We start from the raw sequence: 14,873 nt of genomic DNA, 5'->3' as shown, positions 1-14,873 counted from the left end.
CCAATCAATATCGCGGTTGCGACGGGCTCGTGGACGTGCAATGGCTTGCTAGGCTGGGGAGACCGGGCCACCCCCCACGGGTGGCCTTCGTCGCGTAAGGCCCGCGGGGCGGGCGGCGACCAGCCACAGTGGACCGTCGTTGTGAGTCCGCTGGGTGAGCCAACGAAATGGACCAGAAGTGAACAGAGATAACGGATCGGACGGCGGACAGCGCGGGCGCGGCGACGGTGACAGGCGCTCGGACGGAGGCGGCAGGAGCGGCGGCTACGGCTCTCGCGGGCGAGACTCCGGCGGCGACCGTCCGTTCCGTTCCGACGACAGGTCGCGCTCCAGCAACCGCGGTGACCGCGGGCCGCGGCGCGACGATCAACGAGACGACCGTGGCGGGCGCCGCGAAGGCGACGAGCGCCGGCCGTTCCGCGACCGCGACGACTTCAACCCCCGCCGTGAGGGCGGCTACCGCGGCCCCAGGCGTGAAGGGGACGATCGCGGACCTCGGGGTGACGACCGCCGTACCTATCGGGACAGGGACGATCGCGGGCCGCGCCGCGAGGGTGGCTACGGCGACCGTCGCGAGGGCGGTTATGCCGGTGGTGGCCGTCGTGAGGGTGGGTTCCGCGAGGACCGTGGGCCGCGCCGTGAGGGTGGATTCCGTGACGATCGCGGGCCTCGCCGCGAAGGTGGGTTCCGCGACGATCGCGGGCCCCGCCGTGAAGGTGGCTACGGGCCGCGTCGCGAGGGCGGGTTCCGGGATGATCGTGGGCCGCGCCGTGAGGGTGGGTTCCGCGATGATCGCGGGCCTCGCCGTGAGGGCGATGGGCCGCGCCGTGAGGGCGAGGAGCGTCGTACCTACCGCGACCGCGACGATTTCCGGCCGCGTCGCGAAGGCGGCGGCTTCGGGCCGCGCCGTGAGGGTGGATTCCGGGATGGCGGCCCTCGTCGTGAGGGTGGCTTCCGTGAGGATCGTGGTCCCCGTCGTGAGGGTGGCTTCCGTGAGGATCGTGGTCCCCGTCGTGAGGGTGGCTTCCGTGAGGATCGTGGTCCCCGTCGTGAGGGTGGCTTCCGTGAGGATCGTGGTCCCCGTCGTGAGGGTGGCTTCCGTGAGGATCGTGGGCCGCGCCGTGAGGGTGGCTTCCGTGAGGATCGTGGGCCGCGCCGTGAGGGTGGGTTCCGTGAGGATCGTGGGCCGCGCCGTGAGGGTGGGTTCCGTGAGGATCGTGGGCCGCGCCGTGAGGGTGGGTTCCGGGATGATCGTGGGCCCCGCCGAGAGGGTGGCTTCCGGGATGATCGTGGGCCCCGCCGTGAAGGTGGATTCCGCGAGGACCGTGGCCCCCGGCCTGAGGGCGGGTTCCGTGACGATCGCGGTCTCCGTCGTGAAGGCGGTTACGGTGAGCGGCGCGAGGGCGGCGGCTACGCCGACCGTGGCCCCCGTCGGAGCGGTGGCTACGGTGACCGTCGTGAGGGCGGTTACGGTGGTGGTGGCCGCCGTGAGGGTGGCTTCCGCGACGACCGTGGGCCGCGCCGAGAGGGCGACCGTGGCGACCGTGGCGGCTACGGTGACAGGCGCGAGGGCGGTTTCCGTGAGCGCGGTGACCGTGACTCTCGCCCGTTCTCCCGGGAAGGCCGCGAGGAGCGTCCCGGCGCGGGGTCTCGCGCGAGGTACGGCAGGAGCGACCGTGAGGACGCCGCCGAGGCCCCGCAGCGCGAGAAGCTGCCCGAGGTGGCGCCCGACATCACCGTCGACGAGCTCGACAAGGAGGTCCTGGAGGAGCTGCGTTCGCTTCCTGGTGACCTCGCCGACCTGGTCGGCCGGCACCTGGTGGCCGCCGAGCGCGCGCTGGAGGAGGACGACGCCGACCGGGCGCACGAGCACACGAAGGTGGCGCGCAGGTTCGCGGCCCGCATCGGTGTCGTACGCGAGGCCGCGGGCATCGTCGCCTACCGCGCTGGGCACTTCTCCGAGGCGCTGAGCGACCTGCGGGCGGCCAGGCGGATGACGGGGTCGGACGCTTACCTGCCGGTCATGGCCGACTGTGAGCGCGGCATGGGCCGTCCGGAGCGTGCCATCGACCTCGTACGTTCGCCCGAGGCCGAGCGCCTCGACCGGGCCGGTCGCATCGAGCTGACCATCGTCGAGTCCGGCGCCCGCCGCGACCTGGGTCAGCACGACGCCGCCGTGATCACCCTGCAACGTCTGCCCGAGCTGCGCGACCCGCAGCCCAAGCCGTGGTCGGCGCGGCTGGCGTTCGCCTACGCGGACGCGCTGGCCGACGCGGGGCATCAGGACGCGGCCACGGACTGGTTCGGGCGCGCGATGGCGTTCGACGAGGACGGGGAGACGGACGCGGCCGAGCGGTATGCCGAGCTGACGGGAGCCGTCATCGAGGACGTCGAAGAGGACTTCGACGAGGAGGACGACTTCGACGACGCCGGCGTGTCGGCGGCCGGTGACGCGGCCATCGCGGACGAGGAGCCGGACGATGACGCCGCCCTCGCCGAGGCCGGGGATCTTCTGGATGACGACGAGTCCATCTCTGACGAGGTGGACGAATCGTCGGAAGAGGGCGAATCCGAGATCGGTGATGAGCCGGATGAGGAGGAGCGCGACTCTTCGGCTGCCGAGGCTTCGGACGTGGCCTCCGCTGAGGATGACGAGGACGACGAGGACGAGGACGACGACGAGGACGACTCGGACGTCGTGCTTTTGCCGGAGGAGGTTGCGGAGCCTGAGCAGCCTGCCAAGCCTGAGCAGCCTGCCAGGCCTGAGCAGGCTGGCGAGGCTGGGAAGGCCGCCGGGGCGGGGGAGGACGCCGAGCCTGCTGAGGTGAAGGAAGCGGGAGAGCAGGCGCCTGGGGTGATTGGGATCACGCCGGCGTTCATCGAGCCGAACTTCGGTGACGTTCTGGACGCGGACGCTGAATCGCCTGCGGAGAAGCCGAAGAACGAGGACTGACGCTCAGTCCACGCAGCCCGCCGTACGGGCCTTCCTCTGGTGAGGGAGGCCAGTGCGGCGGGTTCGCGTTTTGGTGGGGGCGCGCACCGCGTTCAGCGCTTCATGGGTCTGCGCACCAGACTCAGTGCCTTCACCGCTTACCGCACCCGCGCCCGCGCCAGCGCCCGCGTCAGCACCCGCGCCCGCGTCAGCACCCGCGCCCGCGTCAGCACCCGCGCCCGCGTCAGCACCCGCGCCCGCGTCAGCACCCGCGCCCGCGTCAGCACCCGCACTCGCGCCAGCACCCGCACTCGCGCCAGCGCCCACACTCGCGCCAGCGCCCGCGTCAGCACCCGCACCTGCACCGCACCCCACTGCGGCCCCACGCCACCACCGCGTGCGGCCACTCCCGCCGATCAGGGCGAGACGCGGTCCAACCAGTGCATGATCCCCGCCACATTCGACGGCGCACCACTCAACAACTCGAACTGCTCAGCCGTGGCCTCGTCCGCTGTCATCGCGCTGTAGCGCTCCTTGGTGCGTTCCCTCACCATGGCGACGGCGTGGTCCAGGTCCATGCCCTCCGACCGGGCCTGCCGCGTGAGATCAACCCAGACCTGAAGCTCCTCCGCAGATCGCTCAAGCGTCTCTCGAACGGCCTCAACCGGCCCATAGTGGCTGAACAGCAACCGCTGCGGCCCAAGCGCCTCGAACAGCGCGATAGAGTCGAGCGCGGTCTTCAGGTCGAAGTCCGGTGGCGGAGTGGCCGGGCGCAGATCGCCCGTCTCAGGCAGATAGACTCCGGCCGCGTCACCGACATACAGATCACCCGTGGCGGAGTCCACCAGCCCCACGTGGTGTTTCGCGTGTCCGGGCGAGTAGTGGCTGTTCAGCGTGCGCCCGTTGCCCAGGTCGATGGCGCCGGTGTCGCCGAGGGCGACGATGCGTTCGGCCTCGGTGGGGGACAACTCGCCGAAAAGCGTGTCGAGCCGATCGCCCCACACCATGCGCGCGCTGGTCATGAGCCGTGACGGTTCGGCGAGGTGCCGGGCGCCCTTCTCGTGCACGACGACCTGCGCGGACGGGAAGAACCTGGCGATGTCACCGACGCCACCAGCGTGATCGAGATGGATATGGGTCACCACGACCGTGGCCAGGTCCTCCGGGCCGACGCCGAGCGAGGCGATCGCGTCGCGCACCACAGGAGCCGAGGTCGAAGTGCCGGTCTCCACGAGGCAGGGCCGGTCACTGAGGATCAGATAACCAGCGGTGATGCCCGCGAACCCGGCCATCTTGGTGTCGATCTCATAGACGTCGCCGCCGAGCGCGGTGATGTTGTCCACAGGCACTCCCAAGCTTCCAGCCGTTATCCCCAGAACGACGTTCGAGCCGATCCGGCGTCCCCTCATCGTAGAGAGTGATCCCGAGCACAGCACCGATAGGAGGACCACCGTGGACCGAAACGAAGTCTTGCTGGTGGGCAGACTGTCAGCGCCGGCCGAGGACCATTCCCTGCCGAGCGGTGACACCCTGACGAAGTGGCGCATCATCGTCCGTCGTCGCCGCCACCGGCGCGGCGCCACGCTGAGCGACAGCGTTCCCTGCATCACGTTCAACCCGGAGGCGGCCGCCGTCGTCCGCGCGATGAAGCCCCGCGACCCGATCGAGGTGACGGGCTCCTTCCGCTGCCGCGTCTACGGTCCCTCGACCGGCAAGAGCTGGCGCTACGAGGTAGAGGTGAGCACCGCCCAACCATACGAAGCCGAGCTTGCTGAGGACCCCCAGCTCCCGGAAAACCCCGAGCTCTTCGAGCCCGCCGCCCCGGCGGTCACCACTCCCGCCGATCCCGCACGCCTCGCTGCCCTGATCCCGCGGCAGGTGCCCTACCTGGCACCCACCGGCTGACCCGGCCGGCCGCCGCGATGCGCATGGTCGGTCCTGAGGGACGCCGACCGGGATCAAGGGACATCGGAGGGGTGGGGCCGATGTGCGGCCGATGGGCAATCTCCGCCGGCGCAGGCCGGACCTGAGATTGGTGAGGGGAGGTGGCGCGTGCCGGTGTGAACGTGCGGATGATGAAGGGCGTCGCGACCGAAGAGCTGGCCGTCCGAATGCTGGCCCGGGTGCGCCGACGTGCTGGGGCGGATGCCGGTTGCGGTAGGCGTGTCTGGGGCGGATGCCGCTTGCAGTAGGTGCCGCGTGGGCCCGCCACCGGGTGAAGCATGCGCGCTGGGACGGTGCCCAGGTGGGCATGCGCGCTGAGGCGGAGGGCGCGCGGAACGGGCTGAGGTAAGGAGGCGCGCGGTACGGGCGCGCTCGGGCAGGAGTCGACCGAAGGAGCCGGTGTGTGCGGACGCCTGCCCGAGCAGCGGTTGCCTCAGCCGTTGGCGAACGTGCGTAGGACCAGACCGGTTCTCGGTTTCGGGCCGAAGGAGGTGGATTTGCGAGGAACCCGTTCGCCGCCCGCGGCGATCGCCAGCACATCGTCGACCGCGAGCGGCTTGAGGATCACGGCCGTGCCGCCGGTCTGGATGGCCAGGCGCACGGCGGCATCCGTGTCGTGGTGGACGATGCGTACGGTTTGATCGTTGTCGCGCATGCCCCACACCACGGGCAGGACGAACTCGCTGAGTACGGAGGTGTTCAAGGAGTTCCAGCGTTCGGAACGGTCCGGAGGCATGGCGCGGGCGAGCTGTACCGGGTCCGGGTCGGTGAGCAGGTGCGAGCCGTCCTCGCCGGCGAGCAGGAACGCGGGCTCCGCGGCCCTTTCGAGCGCGGCCAGGCCGGCCGCCAGGTCCTTGTAGTCGTGCACCTGCCACGAGCCCTTTGCTCTGGCCACCGCCTCGTTCAGGGGGAGGCCGTGGACGACGCGGTGGATGGCCTTGAGATCAGGCGGGTACGCGTGGGAGTCGACGAGCAGGGCCAGGCCGAAGTCCCACGGGCCCAGCGCCGCGTCGTCGTAATCGGGGAGCTCGTGGTGGGTGGCGCGTTCCTGGCGTTGGAGGACGCGGTAGGTCGCGTACCGGTGATGGCCGTCGGCGATCAGGGCTTGGCGGTGGTGGAGGTCGGCGTTGATCGCGGCGATCTCCTCGGGGGCGGTGATCGCCCAGAGGCGGTGTGTCAGGCCGTCCTCCGTGTGCGCCGCGACGAGGGGGTGGCGGGTGGAGGCCACCTCGTCCACCAGGCGGGTCGCTGCGCCGTCGCCGTCGCCGCCGTCGCCGCCGTCGTACAGGAGGAAGATGGGCTCGAGGTTGGCCTGAGTGGTGCTCATGAGGGCGAGGCGGTCGGCGATGGGGCCGGGGAAGACGTCCTCGTGGGGCAGGATGATGCGCTGCCCCGGGTCGGCCAGGCCCACGTCGCCGATCAGGCCGCGTTGCAGGACGTTCGGGCCGCTCTGCTCGTAGACGTACAGCGCCGGTACGTCGTCCCGCACGAGCACACCCGAGTCGAGCCACTCCTTGAGCGTGTCCCTGGCCACGGCGTACCGGGGTTGAAGAGGTGTTTCTGCGGTGGGGGAGGCCGGGTCGGCGGGTTGGCCGGGTGCGGTGGCCTGTTGTGCCTGCGGTGTTTCGGGTGAGGAGTTGCTTCGGGAGGAGCAGGGAAGGATGAGGCGGACGACGTTGTTCGGGTGAGAGTCCAGCAGGACCTCTACGTCGGCGTCGGAGATCAGGTCGTACGGTGGGGAGGTCACCTTGGCGGGATCTTCGACAGCGAAACGCACGCCTCGGAAAGGCCGTAGTACCAGTCCAGCGGGTACCGGCAGTTCAGGAGTCCCCATACCGGGCATGCTCCCATAAATGCTTGCGCCTTCCAGAAGTCGCCCCAGGGTTGCAGTCGTGTCCGGTCCGAGGCAGGTCGGAGCCGGGTCACCGTACAGCGATGAAGGAGTCCTCACGCATGGGTCAGGATGGGAATGGTCATGAGGAGAGCGCGGGTGTCCCCCAGGGCAGTGTCTACGACTGGTATCAGCGCGGGGTGAAGCTGCTGCAGGAGGGCAGCCCAGCGGCTGCGGCGGCGTTGCTCGAGAGGGCCGCCGCGGCCGAGCCTGAGTCGCGGAGCATCCTGGAGGCGCTGGCGCGGGCGCAGTTCAACTCGCGGCAGTACGCGGAGGCGGCGGCCAGCTTTCGGCAGATCGTGGACGCCAATCCGGCGGAGGATTATGCCTATTTCGGGTTGGGGTTGGCGTTGTGGCGGACCGGTGATGTGGAAGGGGCGCAGGAGCCGCTGGCCATCGCCGTCGCCATGCGGCCGGACGAGCGGAATTACGTGTCGGCTCTGAAGAGTGTGCGTGCGACGTTGCGGGCTCGTCGGGAGATGTGAGGTTGGTATTTGCAGTTATGTGGTGGCCGCGCATGGTGGCCGCGCATGGTGGCTGGGATTGGGCTGTGGGCGCGGCTGGGGTCGGGCCGGGGTGGGCCGAGGGCACGGCTGAGGTGGGGCTGAGGTGATGTTGGCTCGGAGGTTGAGGCCCGCACGACCCGGGTTGGGGAGGTTGCCGGGTCGTCGGGGGTGTCGGGGGCGTGGGGTCCCCTGGCGATGACGATCACCCGGTCGGCGTGCTCGTCGGCCTCCGAGGGTGGGGGTTCAGGAGCTGTGGCGGTCGGCGTTGGCGGTGATGGCTGAGTGGAGGTAGGCCGCCAGGCCGGGGGTGGTGGCGTCGAGGGAGCCGGTGAAGCGGGGATCGGAGACGTACAGCTCTCCGAGGCCCCGGTGGATCTCGTACGTGCACTCGTAGCACCAGCGGGAGATGTGGGCCCGGTGTTCCTCCGCCAGGTCCATGGCCAGGTCGCTGTCCGCGGGGATGCCGGAGCGGAGGGCGTCCGCGAGGCGGGTGGCGATGTCGCGGGCCTCCGCCATGAAGCGCTTCCAGTCCTGCTTGGTGTAGGAGGAGGAGCGGCGCGTCGCGTCCGCCCAGGCCTGCGTGCCGCCCCAGCGTCGCTCCGCTTCGGCCGCGTGCGTGTCCGGGTCGAAGTCGCCGAAGAGTTCGGCGCGGTCCTCGGCGGAGAGATTGAGGTTCGCCGACATGGTCGTCCTTTCTCTGGGTGGGTACGAGGGCGACGCTAAAGTCTCACGCAACGTGAGAGTCAAACGGGAAGAGGCGTTGTGCTGATCGACGGCTATGACACCCTGCTGCTCGACCTCGACGGCGTGGTCTATTTGGGCAGCCGCGCGGTGCCGGGGGCTCCGGAGGCGTTGGAGGAGGCGCGGCGGCGCGGGGCGCGGCTGGCGTACGTCACCAACAACGCCTCGCGTACACCGGCGGCCATCGCGGCGCACCTGCGTGAGCTGGGTGCGCCCGCCTCGGCCGCGGACGTGGTGACCTCGGCGCAGGCGGCCGCCCGGTTGATCGCGGAGCGGGTGCCGGCCGGGGCGAAGGTGCTCGTGGTCGGCGGGTCCGGGTTGCGGCTGGCGGTACGGGATCGCGGGTTGCGTCCCGTCTCTACGGCTGCCGAGTCGCCTGTCGCCGTGGTGCAGGGGATCGCGCCCGGATTGTCGTACGGGCTGCTGTCGGAGGGGGCGCTGGCGGTGCGGCAGGGGGCGTTGTTCGTGGCGTCCAACGGGGACAGCACGATGCCGACCGGGCGCGGGGAGCTGCCCGGGAACGGGGCCATGGTGCGGGTGATCGCGCATGCCACCGGGGTGGAGCCCATCTATGCCGGTAAGCCTGATCCGCCGCTGCACCGGGAGTCGATGATCCGCACCGGGGCGCGGCGGCCGCTGGTGGTGGGGGACCGGCTCGACACCGATATCGAGGGGGCCTCCAACGCGGGGGTCGAGAGTCTGCTGGTGCTGACCGGGGTGGCGACGGCGGTCGATGTGCTGACGGCGGAGCCGCGGCATCGGCCCACGTATGTGGGGGAGGATCTGGGGGCGTTGCTGCAGCCTTATCCCGAGGTGCGTGATGGGGTTTGCGGGGGGTGGCGGGCCGAGTGGCGGGACGGCGTGCTGCGGCTGGAGGGGGAGGGGAGCCGGATCGATGGGTTGCGAGCCGCCTGCGACGCGGCCTGGGCGGTGGCCGGTGACGGCAGGGTGGAGGAGGACGCGGTCAAGCCGGTGCTCGACCGGGTGGGGTAGTCCGGGCGCCGGTCAGGTGATGCGGTGGCTGGTCTGGCGGGTGAATTGCCAGGCGCCGACCGCCAGGAGCAGGGCCGAGGCCACCGCCAGCGCGCCCAGCGACACAGGCACCCCAGCACCCCACCCCCGCAACACCAGTACCCGCATCGCCTCGATCGCGTACGTGAGCGGATTCACCCGTGCCACCACCTCCATCCACCCGGGCATGGCGGACAGCGGCACGAACGCGTTGCTCATGAACAGCAGCGGCAACGACGCGAAGCCGGTGATGGCGAAGAACGTCCCGTGTGACGGCACCGCGCAGGCCAGCGCCATCGCCGCCGCCGTGAGCGCCAGCGTGAGCAGCGCCGTGACCAGTAGGATCGCGAGCACCCCCAGCGGCCCCGAGGCGGGACGCACGCCGAGGGCGAACGCGACGAGCAGGATCACCAGCACCTGGGCCGAGTTCATGCCCACCTGGAACACGAACCGCGACACGATCAGCGAGCTGCGCCTGATCGGCATGCTGAGCAGCTTGTCGAGGTACCCCGTCTCCTTGTCGAACAGCAGCGGCATGGCCGCCGTCACCCCGTTGCCCACCACGGTGAACGCGATGACCCCCGGCACCGCGAAGGCGATGTAGTCGCCCGTCCCCACGACCCGCGCGTCCACCGCGCCGCCCATGCCGCCGGCGAAGAAGATCAGCCACACGGCCGGCTGGAGGACGCTGAAGAGCAGGTTCAGGCGTTCCCGCAGCGTCATCAGCAGCCAGCGGCGCGACAGCGCCAGCACCTCCTGCGACCACATCAGCGCTGCTCCTCCCGTAGTTCGTGCCCGGTGTGACGCAGGAACACCTCGTCCAGGGACGGCGCCCCCAGCGCGGCCTTCAGCTCGGCCGGGGTGCCGGTGACGACCTGGCGGCCGTCGTCGATGATCGTGAGCCGGTCGCAGAGGCGGTCGGCCTCGTCCATGTAGTTGGTGGCCAGGAGCACGGACATGCCGGCGTCGCAGAGGGCGCGGACGTGCTCCCAGATGTGGTGGCGCGACTGCACGTCCAGGCCGAGCGTGGGCTCGTCGAGGATCAGCAGCTCCGGCCGGTGCAACAGGCCGCAGGCGAGGTCGAGGCGCTTCTGCATGCCGCCTGAGTACTCCTGGACGAGCCGGTCGGCGTGCCGCGTCAGCCCGACGAGGTCGAGCACCTCGGCGACCCTGTCCTTCAGCCGCCGTCTGGGCACGTGGTACAGGGCGGCCTCGATCTCGGCCTTCTCCCGGCCGGTGAGCAGATAGTGGCCCATCGGGGAGACCTGCTGCATCACGTACCCGATCCGGCCGCGCACCTCCGAGGCGGCCCGCACCACGTCGAACCCGCACACCCGTGCCGTGCCCCCGCTGGGCGGCAGGAGCGTGGCGAGCATCCTGATCGTGGTGGTCTTGCCGGCGCCGTTCGGGCCGAGGAGGCCGAAGATCTCGCCGGGAGGGATCTGGAGGGTGAGGGTGTCCACGGCGACGACCTGCTCGCCGAAGGTGCGGCTCAGCCGCCGGGCGTCGATGATCAGACCCATAGTGTTTCATTCGTCGCGTAATAGTTAACGCAACGATTAAATATTTGGACGACGACGTACGTCAAGGGCCCGGCCGAGGACCCTGGGGCGCCCGGCCGGGCGGTCAGATCAGCCGGCGCAGGCGGAGCAGGTCGCCGAAGCTCGCGTCGATCTTCACCCGCCCCCCGAGCAGCGCCCGTGCCAGATCCAGCTCCCCGTCGACCAGCGCGATCAGGTCGTCGCTGACGATCGTGAGCTTCACGTCGGCCGGCTTGCCGTCCGCCGGCGGCTCCTGCGTGAACGGGTCCAGCCCCCCGTGGTGCAGCCGGCCGTAGAAGATCACGTCGAGGTCGGACACCCGGCAGCTGACCGTGCGCTCGACCACGTGCTTGGCACGGTCCGCCTCGTCGATCTCGTCGAACTGCGCGACGAGCTTGGCCAGTGCCGCCCGGCACTCCTCGACGCTTGCCATGATGCGCATCCTTTCTTTCCTTTTGCGGACGGTAGCGTTCCACATCAGTAGCACCCCCGTATGTGCTTCAACGTGTGACACGCCTGCCAAGGTCCCGGGCGCTCGCGGGAGGCGTTACGGTCGAGTCATGAGTGAGGTGCCGGAGGAGACCGGTGACGAGCGGGTCGACGCCATCGTGGCCGGCCTCGGCCGGCTGGGCGAGCTGCCCGTGAGCGAGCACGTCGCGGTCTTCGACGAGGCGTTCTCCGAGCTGGAGGGCACGCTGGCCGCGGTGGACGACCCGGCGCCCGGAGAGTCCGGCCGGTGAGCCGCAGGATCCGCCTCGACAGCGAGCTCGTGCGCCGCGGCATGGCCCGCTCGCGCGAGCAGGCCGCGCAGCTCATCGAGGCCGGCCGGGTCAGCGTCGGCGGCCGGCGGGCCGAGAAGCCGGCCACCCAGGTCGACACCGCCTCCGCCATCGTCGTGGCCGCCTCCGACGACGGGCCCGACTACGTTTCGCGCGGAGCGCACAAGCTGCTCGGCGCGCTCGACGCGTTCGGCGCCCTGGAGGTTGCGGGCCGCCGCTGCCTCGACGCGGGCGCGTCCACGGGCGGGTTCACCGACGTGCTGCTGCGCCGGGGGGTCGCCCACGTGCTGGCCGTGGACGTCGGCTACGGCCAGCTCGCCTGGTCGCTGCGCAACGACGAGCGGGTGACGGTCATGGAGCGCGTCAACGTGCGCGACCTGACCCCCGAGATGGTGGGCGAGCCGCCCACGCTGATCGTGGGCGACCTGTCGTTCATCTCGCTGCGGCTGGTGCTGCCCGCGCTGGCGGCGGTCGCCGCGCCCAGGGCCGATTTCGTGATGCTGGTGAAACCGCAGTTCGAGGTGGGCAAGGACCTGGTGGGGGCGGGCGGCGTCGTACGGGATCCCGAGCTGCGCGCGCGCTCCGTGCGCGACGCCGCGGCCAAGGCGCTGGAGCTGGGGCTGAGCGTGCGCGGCGTGACCGCCAGCCCGCTGCCGGGGCCGTCGGGGAATGTGGAGTATCTGCTGTGGCTGGGCAAGGGGGAGGGCGCGCCGCAGGTCGCCGACCTCGACGCCGAGATCCAGCGTGCCGTCGCGGAAGGGCCGCAATGAATCGCACCGTGCTGGTCGCCGTGCACACCGGGCGCGGCGCCGCCATCGACAGCGCCCGGCTGGTCATCAACCGGCTGGTCGACGCCGGCATCACCGTCAGGGTGCTCGACACCGAGTGCGCGGAGATCGGCTGCGACAAGGCCGACGCGGTGCCCGCCGACCCGGGCGCGGCCAAGGACGCCGAGGTGATGATCGTGCTCGGCGGCGACGGGTCGCTGCTGCGCGCCGCAGAGATGGCCAGGCCGGCGGGCACGCCGCTGCTGGGCGTCAACCTGGGGCACGTCGGGTTCCTGGCCGAGGCCGAGGTGGCCGATCTGGCGGCGGCGGTCGACAGCGTCGTGGCCGGCCGCTACGACGTCGAGGAGCGGATGACGGTCGATGTTCTCGCCAGGCAGAACGGCCGCGTCCTGGCCGACACCTGGGCGCTGAACGAGGCCACCGTCGAGAAGCAGGAGCGCATGCTGGAGGTGGTCGCCGAGATCGACGGCAGGCCGCTGTCCAGGTGGGGGTGCGACGGGGTGATCTGCGCCACGCCCACCGGCTCCACCGCGTACGCGTTCTCCGCCGGCGGGCCCGTCGTCTGGCCCGAGGTCGAGGCGCTGCTCATGGTGCCCATCAGCGCGCACGCGCTGTTCGCCAAGCCGCTGGTCGTCTCGCCCCGCTCCACACTGGCCGTCGAGATCCTGCCCGACACGCCTGGCGGCGTTCTGTGGTGTGATGGAAGGCGCAGATTCGAACTCCCGTCCGGGACTCGGGTCGAGGTCCGCAGAGGCGCCGAGCCCGTACGCCTGGCGCGGCTGCACGGCGTGGAGAGCACCGGCGCGCCCTTCACCGACCGGCTGGTGGCCAAGTTCGAGCTTCCTGTCCAGGGGTGGCGCGGAAGGGCGCGACCCTGAGTGAATGGAGACGAGAGCGCGTAGGATCACGTGGGCAATGACAGGCCGCCTGCGAGCGACCGGTCGAAGGCAGCGGCGTCAGACACGGCAGTGAACGGGAGTGGGCAGTGCGACCAAGGGTCGAGGAGGTCCGCATCCAGGGGCTCGGCGTCATCGACGAGGCCGTGCTCGAGCTTTCGCCTGGCTTCAACGTGGTCACCGGCGAGACGGGTGCGGGCAAGACGATGGTCGTGACCGGGCTCGGGCTGCTGTTCGGCGGCCGGGCCGACCCCTCGCGCGTGCGGCCGGGCGCCGACCGGGCGAGCGTCGAGGGCACGCTGGTCATCGAGCCCGGCGGGCGCGTGGCCCAGCAGGTCGAGGACATCGGCGGCGAGGCCGAGGACGGCGAGCTGATCATCTCCCGCACGGTCTCGGCCGAGGGCAGGTCCAGGGCGTGGCTCGGCGGGCGCACGGTGCCCGTGGGCACGCTGACCTACCTCGCCGACGACCTGGTGGCCGTCCACGGGCAGATGGACCAGCAGCGGCTGCTGCAGCCGGCCAGGCAGCGGGCCGCGCTCGACCGGTATGCCGGCAACGATCTGGTCAAGCCGCTGCGGGCGTACTCGCAGGCGTACAAGCGGCACAAGCAGGTGGCCGCGCAGCTCGAGGAGCTGACGACCAGGGCCAGGGAGCGGGCGCAGGAGGCCGACCTGCTGCGGTTCGGCCTGGAGGAGGTCGAGAAGGTCGACCCCAAGCCCGGCGAGGATCACGAGCTGCGCAGCGAGGAGGAGCGGCTCTCGCACGCCGACGCCCTGCGCAGCGCCGCGACGAGCGCGCACACGGCGCTGCTCGGCGACCCGATGGAGGCCGCGGGCAGCCCGCACGACGTGATCTCGCTGCTGGGTGAGGCGCGGGCGGCCGTCGAGGCGGTGCGCGACTTCGACGCCCAGCTCGCCGGCGTGGCCGACCGGCTGGCCGAGGCCGGATACCTGATCTCCGACGTGGCCACCGACCTGGCGGCCTACGCGGAGTCGATCGAGGCCGACCCGGCGCGGCTGGCCGCCGTCCAGGAGCGCCGCTCGGTGCTGTCCAGCCTGATCCGCAAGTACGCCGAGGACAGCGCGGGCGTGCTGGCCTGGGCGCAGCAGGCCGCCGCGCGCCTGTCGGAGCTGGAGGGCGACGACGAGCGCATCGGCGAGCTGACCCGCGAGTACGACGAGCTGACCGCCCGCCTCACCGAGCTGGCCGCCGAGCTGACCAACGTGCGCCAGGCCGCCGCCGAGCGGTTCGGCCAGGCCGTGACGCAGGAGCTGACCGCGCTGGCCATGCCGCACGCCAGGGTCGTGGTCCAGCTCACCCAGAGCGAGGAGTTCGGCCCCGAGGGGCGCGACGAGGTGGAGCTGCGGATGGCGGCGCATCCGGCCGCGCCGCCGCTGCCGCTCAACAAGGGCGCCTCCGGCGGTGAGCTGAGCCGGGTGATGCTCGCGATCGAGGTGGTCTTCGCCGGCGCCGACCCCGTGCCGACGTTCGTCTTCGACGAGGTCGACGCGGGGGTCGGCGGCAAGGCGGCGGTCGAGATCGGGCGCAGGCTGGCCAGGCTGGCCCGCACCGCGCAGGTGATAGTGGTCACACATCTGCCACAGGTGGCGGCGTTCGCCGACCAGCATCTGGTGGTCGAGAAGGCGAGCGACGGCAGCGTCGTGCGCAGTGGTGTCGTCACGCTCAACCATGAGGGACGGGTGCGCGAGCTCTCCCGCATGCTGGCCGGTCTGGAGGACTCCGAGCTGGGCCGGGCGCACGCGGAAGAACTGCTGGGGCTCGCGGCAGCAGACAGGTGATCCTGGGTGACATAGCGGACACGCCGCGCCATGCGTGGCCTCCGC

General features: G+C 71.2%; 16 protein-coding genes. 8 read left to right on the top strand and 8 right to left on the bottom strand.

All coding sequences use genetic code 11. The features are described from left to right. Positions 1 to 4 precede the first annotated feature (4 nt). Positions 5 to 1,816 carry a hypothetical protein gene (locus tag LCN96_RS36395; RefSeq protein ID WP_225266956.1) on the bottom strand — a complete coding sequence of 604 codons (1,812 nt, stop codon included), beginning with the start codon at positions 1,814 to 1,816 and terminating at the stop codon, positions 5 to 7. On the opposite strand from LCN96_RS36395, the gene LCN96_RS36390 reads away from it, so the two are divergent. Further along, complete coding sequence (locus tag LCN96_RS36390) at positions 1,721 to 2,953, top strand: hypothetical protein (RefSeq protein WP_225266955.1); 1,233 nt, start codon at positions 1,721 to 1,723, stop codon at positions 2,951 to 2,953. The two genes, LCN96_RS36395 and LCN96_RS36390, sit on opposite strands and share 96 nt — an antisense overlap. 137 nt (positions 2,954 to 3,090) lie before the next feature. Here LCN96_RS36390 and LCN96_RS36385 read toward each other — a convergent pair whose 3' ends face one another. Together LCN96_RS36385 and LCN96_RS36380 are read right to left on the bottom strand one after the other, a co-directional pair. After that, entirely contained in the window at positions 3,091 to 3,318 is a 228-nt protein-coding gene (locus LCN96_RS36385) for a hypothetical protein (protein WP_225266954.1), read from the bottom strand. Between the two features lie 30 nt (positions 3,319 to 3,348). Further along, positions 3,349 to 4,275 (bottom strand): MBL fold metallo-hydrolase, encoded by a 927-nt coding sequence (locus LCN96_RS36380; protein WP_225266953.1) that lies wholly within the window; start codon positions 4,273 to 4,275, stop codon positions 3,349 to 3,351. 109 nt (positions 4,276 to 4,384) lie between these two features. Here LCN96_RS36380 and LCN96_RS36375 point away from each other — a divergent pair, with 109 nt between their 5' ends. Further along, the gene (locus tag LCN96_RS36375; protein ID WP_225266952.1) at positions 4,385 to 4,837 is read left to right on the top strand and encodes a single-stranded DNA-binding protein; all 453 of its coding nucleotides are present in this window, start codon (positions 4,385 to 4,387) and stop codon (positions 4,835 to 4,837) included. Between the two features lie 472 nt (positions 4,838 to 5,309). On the opposite strand, the gene LCN96_RS36370 is transcribed toward LCN96_RS36375, so the two are convergent. Continuing rightward, positions 5,310 to 6,710 (bottom strand): DUF1015 domain-containing protein, encoded by a 1,401-nt coding sequence (locus LCN96_RS36370; RefSeq protein ID WP_318528327.1) that lies wholly within the window; start codon positions 6,708 to 6,710, stop codon positions 5,310 to 5,312. A gap of 101 nt (positions 6,711 to 6,811) precedes the next feature. Here LCN96_RS36370 and LCN96_RS36365 point away from each other — a divergent pair, with 101 nt between their 5' ends. Next, a complete protein-coding gene (locus LCN96_RS36365) occupies positions 6,812 to 7,252 on the top strand; it encodes a tetratricopeptide repeat protein (RefSeq protein ID WP_397351776.1) in 441 nt (146 codons plus the stop codon). Positions 7,253 to 7,516: 264 nt separating this feature from the next. On the opposite strand, the gene LCN96_RS36360 is transcribed toward LCN96_RS36365, so the two are convergent. After that, entirely contained in the window at positions 7,517 to 7,957 is a 441-nt protein-coding gene (locus tag LCN96_RS36360) for a TipAS antibiotic-recognition domain-containing protein (protein ID WP_225266950.1), read from the bottom strand. Between the two features lie 78 nt (positions 7,958 to 8,035). On the opposite strand from LCN96_RS36360, the gene LCN96_RS36355 reads away from it, so the two are divergent. Then, positions 8,036 to 9,007 carry an HAD-IIA family hydrolase gene (locus LCN96_RS36355; RefSeq protein ID WP_225266949.1) on the top strand — a complete coding sequence of 324 codons (972 nt, stop codon included), beginning with the start codon at positions 8,036 to 8,038 and terminating at the stop codon, positions 9,005 to 9,007. Between the two features lie 12 nt (positions 9,008 to 9,019). Here the strand turns inward: LCN96_RS36355 and LCN96_RS36350 are convergent, their stop codons facing one another. The 3 genes from LCN96_RS36350 to LCN96_RS36340 form a co-directional block, all read right to left on the bottom strand. Continuing rightward, positions 9,020 to 9,793 carry an ABC transporter permease gene (locus LCN96_RS36350; protein ID WP_225266948.1) on the bottom strand — a complete coding sequence of 258 codons (774 nt, stop codon included), beginning with the start codon at positions 9,791 to 9,793 and terminating at the stop codon, positions 9,020 to 9,022. Next, positions 9,793 to 10,548 carry an ABC transporter ATP-binding protein gene (locus tag LCN96_RS36345; protein ID WP_225266947.1) on the bottom strand — a complete coding sequence of 252 codons (756 nt, stop codon included), beginning with the start codon at positions 10,546 to 10,548 and terminating at the stop codon, positions 9,793 to 9,795. Before LCN96_RS36345 ends, LCN96_RS36350 begins: the two co-directional genes overlap by 1 nt. Before the next feature lie 103 nt (positions 10,549 to 10,651). Beyond that, positions 10,652 to 10,999, bottom strand: a complete 348-nt coding sequence (locus LCN96_RS36340) for an SCP2 sterol-binding domain-containing protein (RefSeq protein WP_225266946.1) — start codon at positions 10,997 to 10,999, stop codon at positions 10,652 to 10,654. A 127-nt stretch (positions 11,000 to 11,126) separates the two neighbouring features. On the opposite strand from LCN96_RS36340, the gene LCN96_RS36335 reads away from it, so the two are divergent. The 4 genes from LCN96_RS36335 (at position 11,127) to recN (ending at position 14,828) form a co-directional block, all read left to right on the top strand. Continuing rightward, entirely contained in the window at positions 11,127 to 11,306 is a 180-nt protein-coding gene (locus LCN96_RS36335; protein ID WP_225266945.1) for a hypothetical protein, read from the top strand. Next, on the top strand, positions 11,303 to 12,115 hold the full coding sequence (locus LCN96_RS36330; protein ID WP_225266944.1) for a TlyA family RNA methyltransferase: 813 nt from the start codon (positions 11,303 to 11,305) through the stop codon (positions 12,113 to 12,115). The genes LCN96_RS36335 and LCN96_RS36330 overlap by 4 nt, the downstream gene beginning before the upstream one ends. Next, positions 12,112 to 13,011 carry an NAD kinase gene (locus LCN96_RS36325; RefSeq protein ID WP_225266943.1) on the top strand — a complete coding sequence of 300 codons (900 nt, stop codon included), beginning with the start codon at positions 12,112 to 12,114 and terminating at the stop codon, positions 13,009 to 13,011. Before LCN96_RS36330 ends, LCN96_RS36325 begins: the two co-directional genes overlap by 4 nt. A gap of 107 nt (positions 13,012 to 13,118) precedes the next feature. Next, entirely contained in the window at positions 13,119 to 14,828 is a 1,710-nt protein-coding gene (gene recN / locus LCN96_RS36320) for a DNA repair protein RecN (protein WP_225266942.1), read from the top strand. Positions 14,829 to 14,873 lie beyond the last annotated feature (45 nt).

It is taken from the genome of Nonomuraea gerenzanensis, from assembly GCF_020215645.1.
Classification (GTDB): domain Bacteria; phylum Actinomycetota; class Actinomycetes; order Streptosporangiales; family Streptosporangiaceae; genus Nonomuraea; species Nonomuraea gerenzanensis.
This window is presented reverse-complemented; position numbering and strand designations above follow the sequence as displayed.

Excerpts from the sequence above, each read along its gene's own strand:
- LCN96_RS36370 (WP_318528327.1), bottom strand. The coding sequence starts at position 6,710 with ATGGGGACTCCTGAACTGCCGGTACCCGCTGGACTGGTACTACGGCCT.
- LCN96_RS36365 (WP_397351776.1), top strand. The coding sequence starts at position 6,812 with ATGAAGGAGTCCTCACGCATGGGTCAGGATGGGAATGGTCATGAGGAG.
- LCN96_RS36360 (WP_225266950.1), bottom strand. The coding sequence starts at position 7,957 with ATGTCGGCGAACCTCAATCTCTCCGCCGAGGACCGCGCCGAACTCTTC.
- LCN96_RS36350 (WP_225266948.1), bottom strand. The coding sequence starts at position 9,793 with ATGTGGTCGCAGGAGGTGCTGGCGCTGTCGCGCCGCTGGCTGCTGATG.
- LCN96_RS36345 (WP_225266947.1), bottom strand. The coding sequence starts at position 10,548 with ATGGGTCTGATCATCGACGCCCGGCGGCTGAGCCGCACCTTCGGCGAG.
- LCN96_RS36340 (WP_225266946.1), bottom strand. The coding sequence starts at position 10,999 with ATGGCAAGCGTCGAGGAGTGCCGGGCGGCACTGGCCAAGCTCGTCGCG.
- LCN96_RS36335 (WP_225266945.1), top strand. The coding sequence starts at position 11,127 with ATGAGTGAGGTGCCGGAGGAGACCGGTGACGAGCGGGTCGACGCCATC.
- LCN96_RS36325 (WP_225266943.1), top strand. The coding sequence starts at position 12,112 with ATGAATCGCACCGTGCTGGTCGCCGTGCACACCGGGCGCGGCGCCGCC.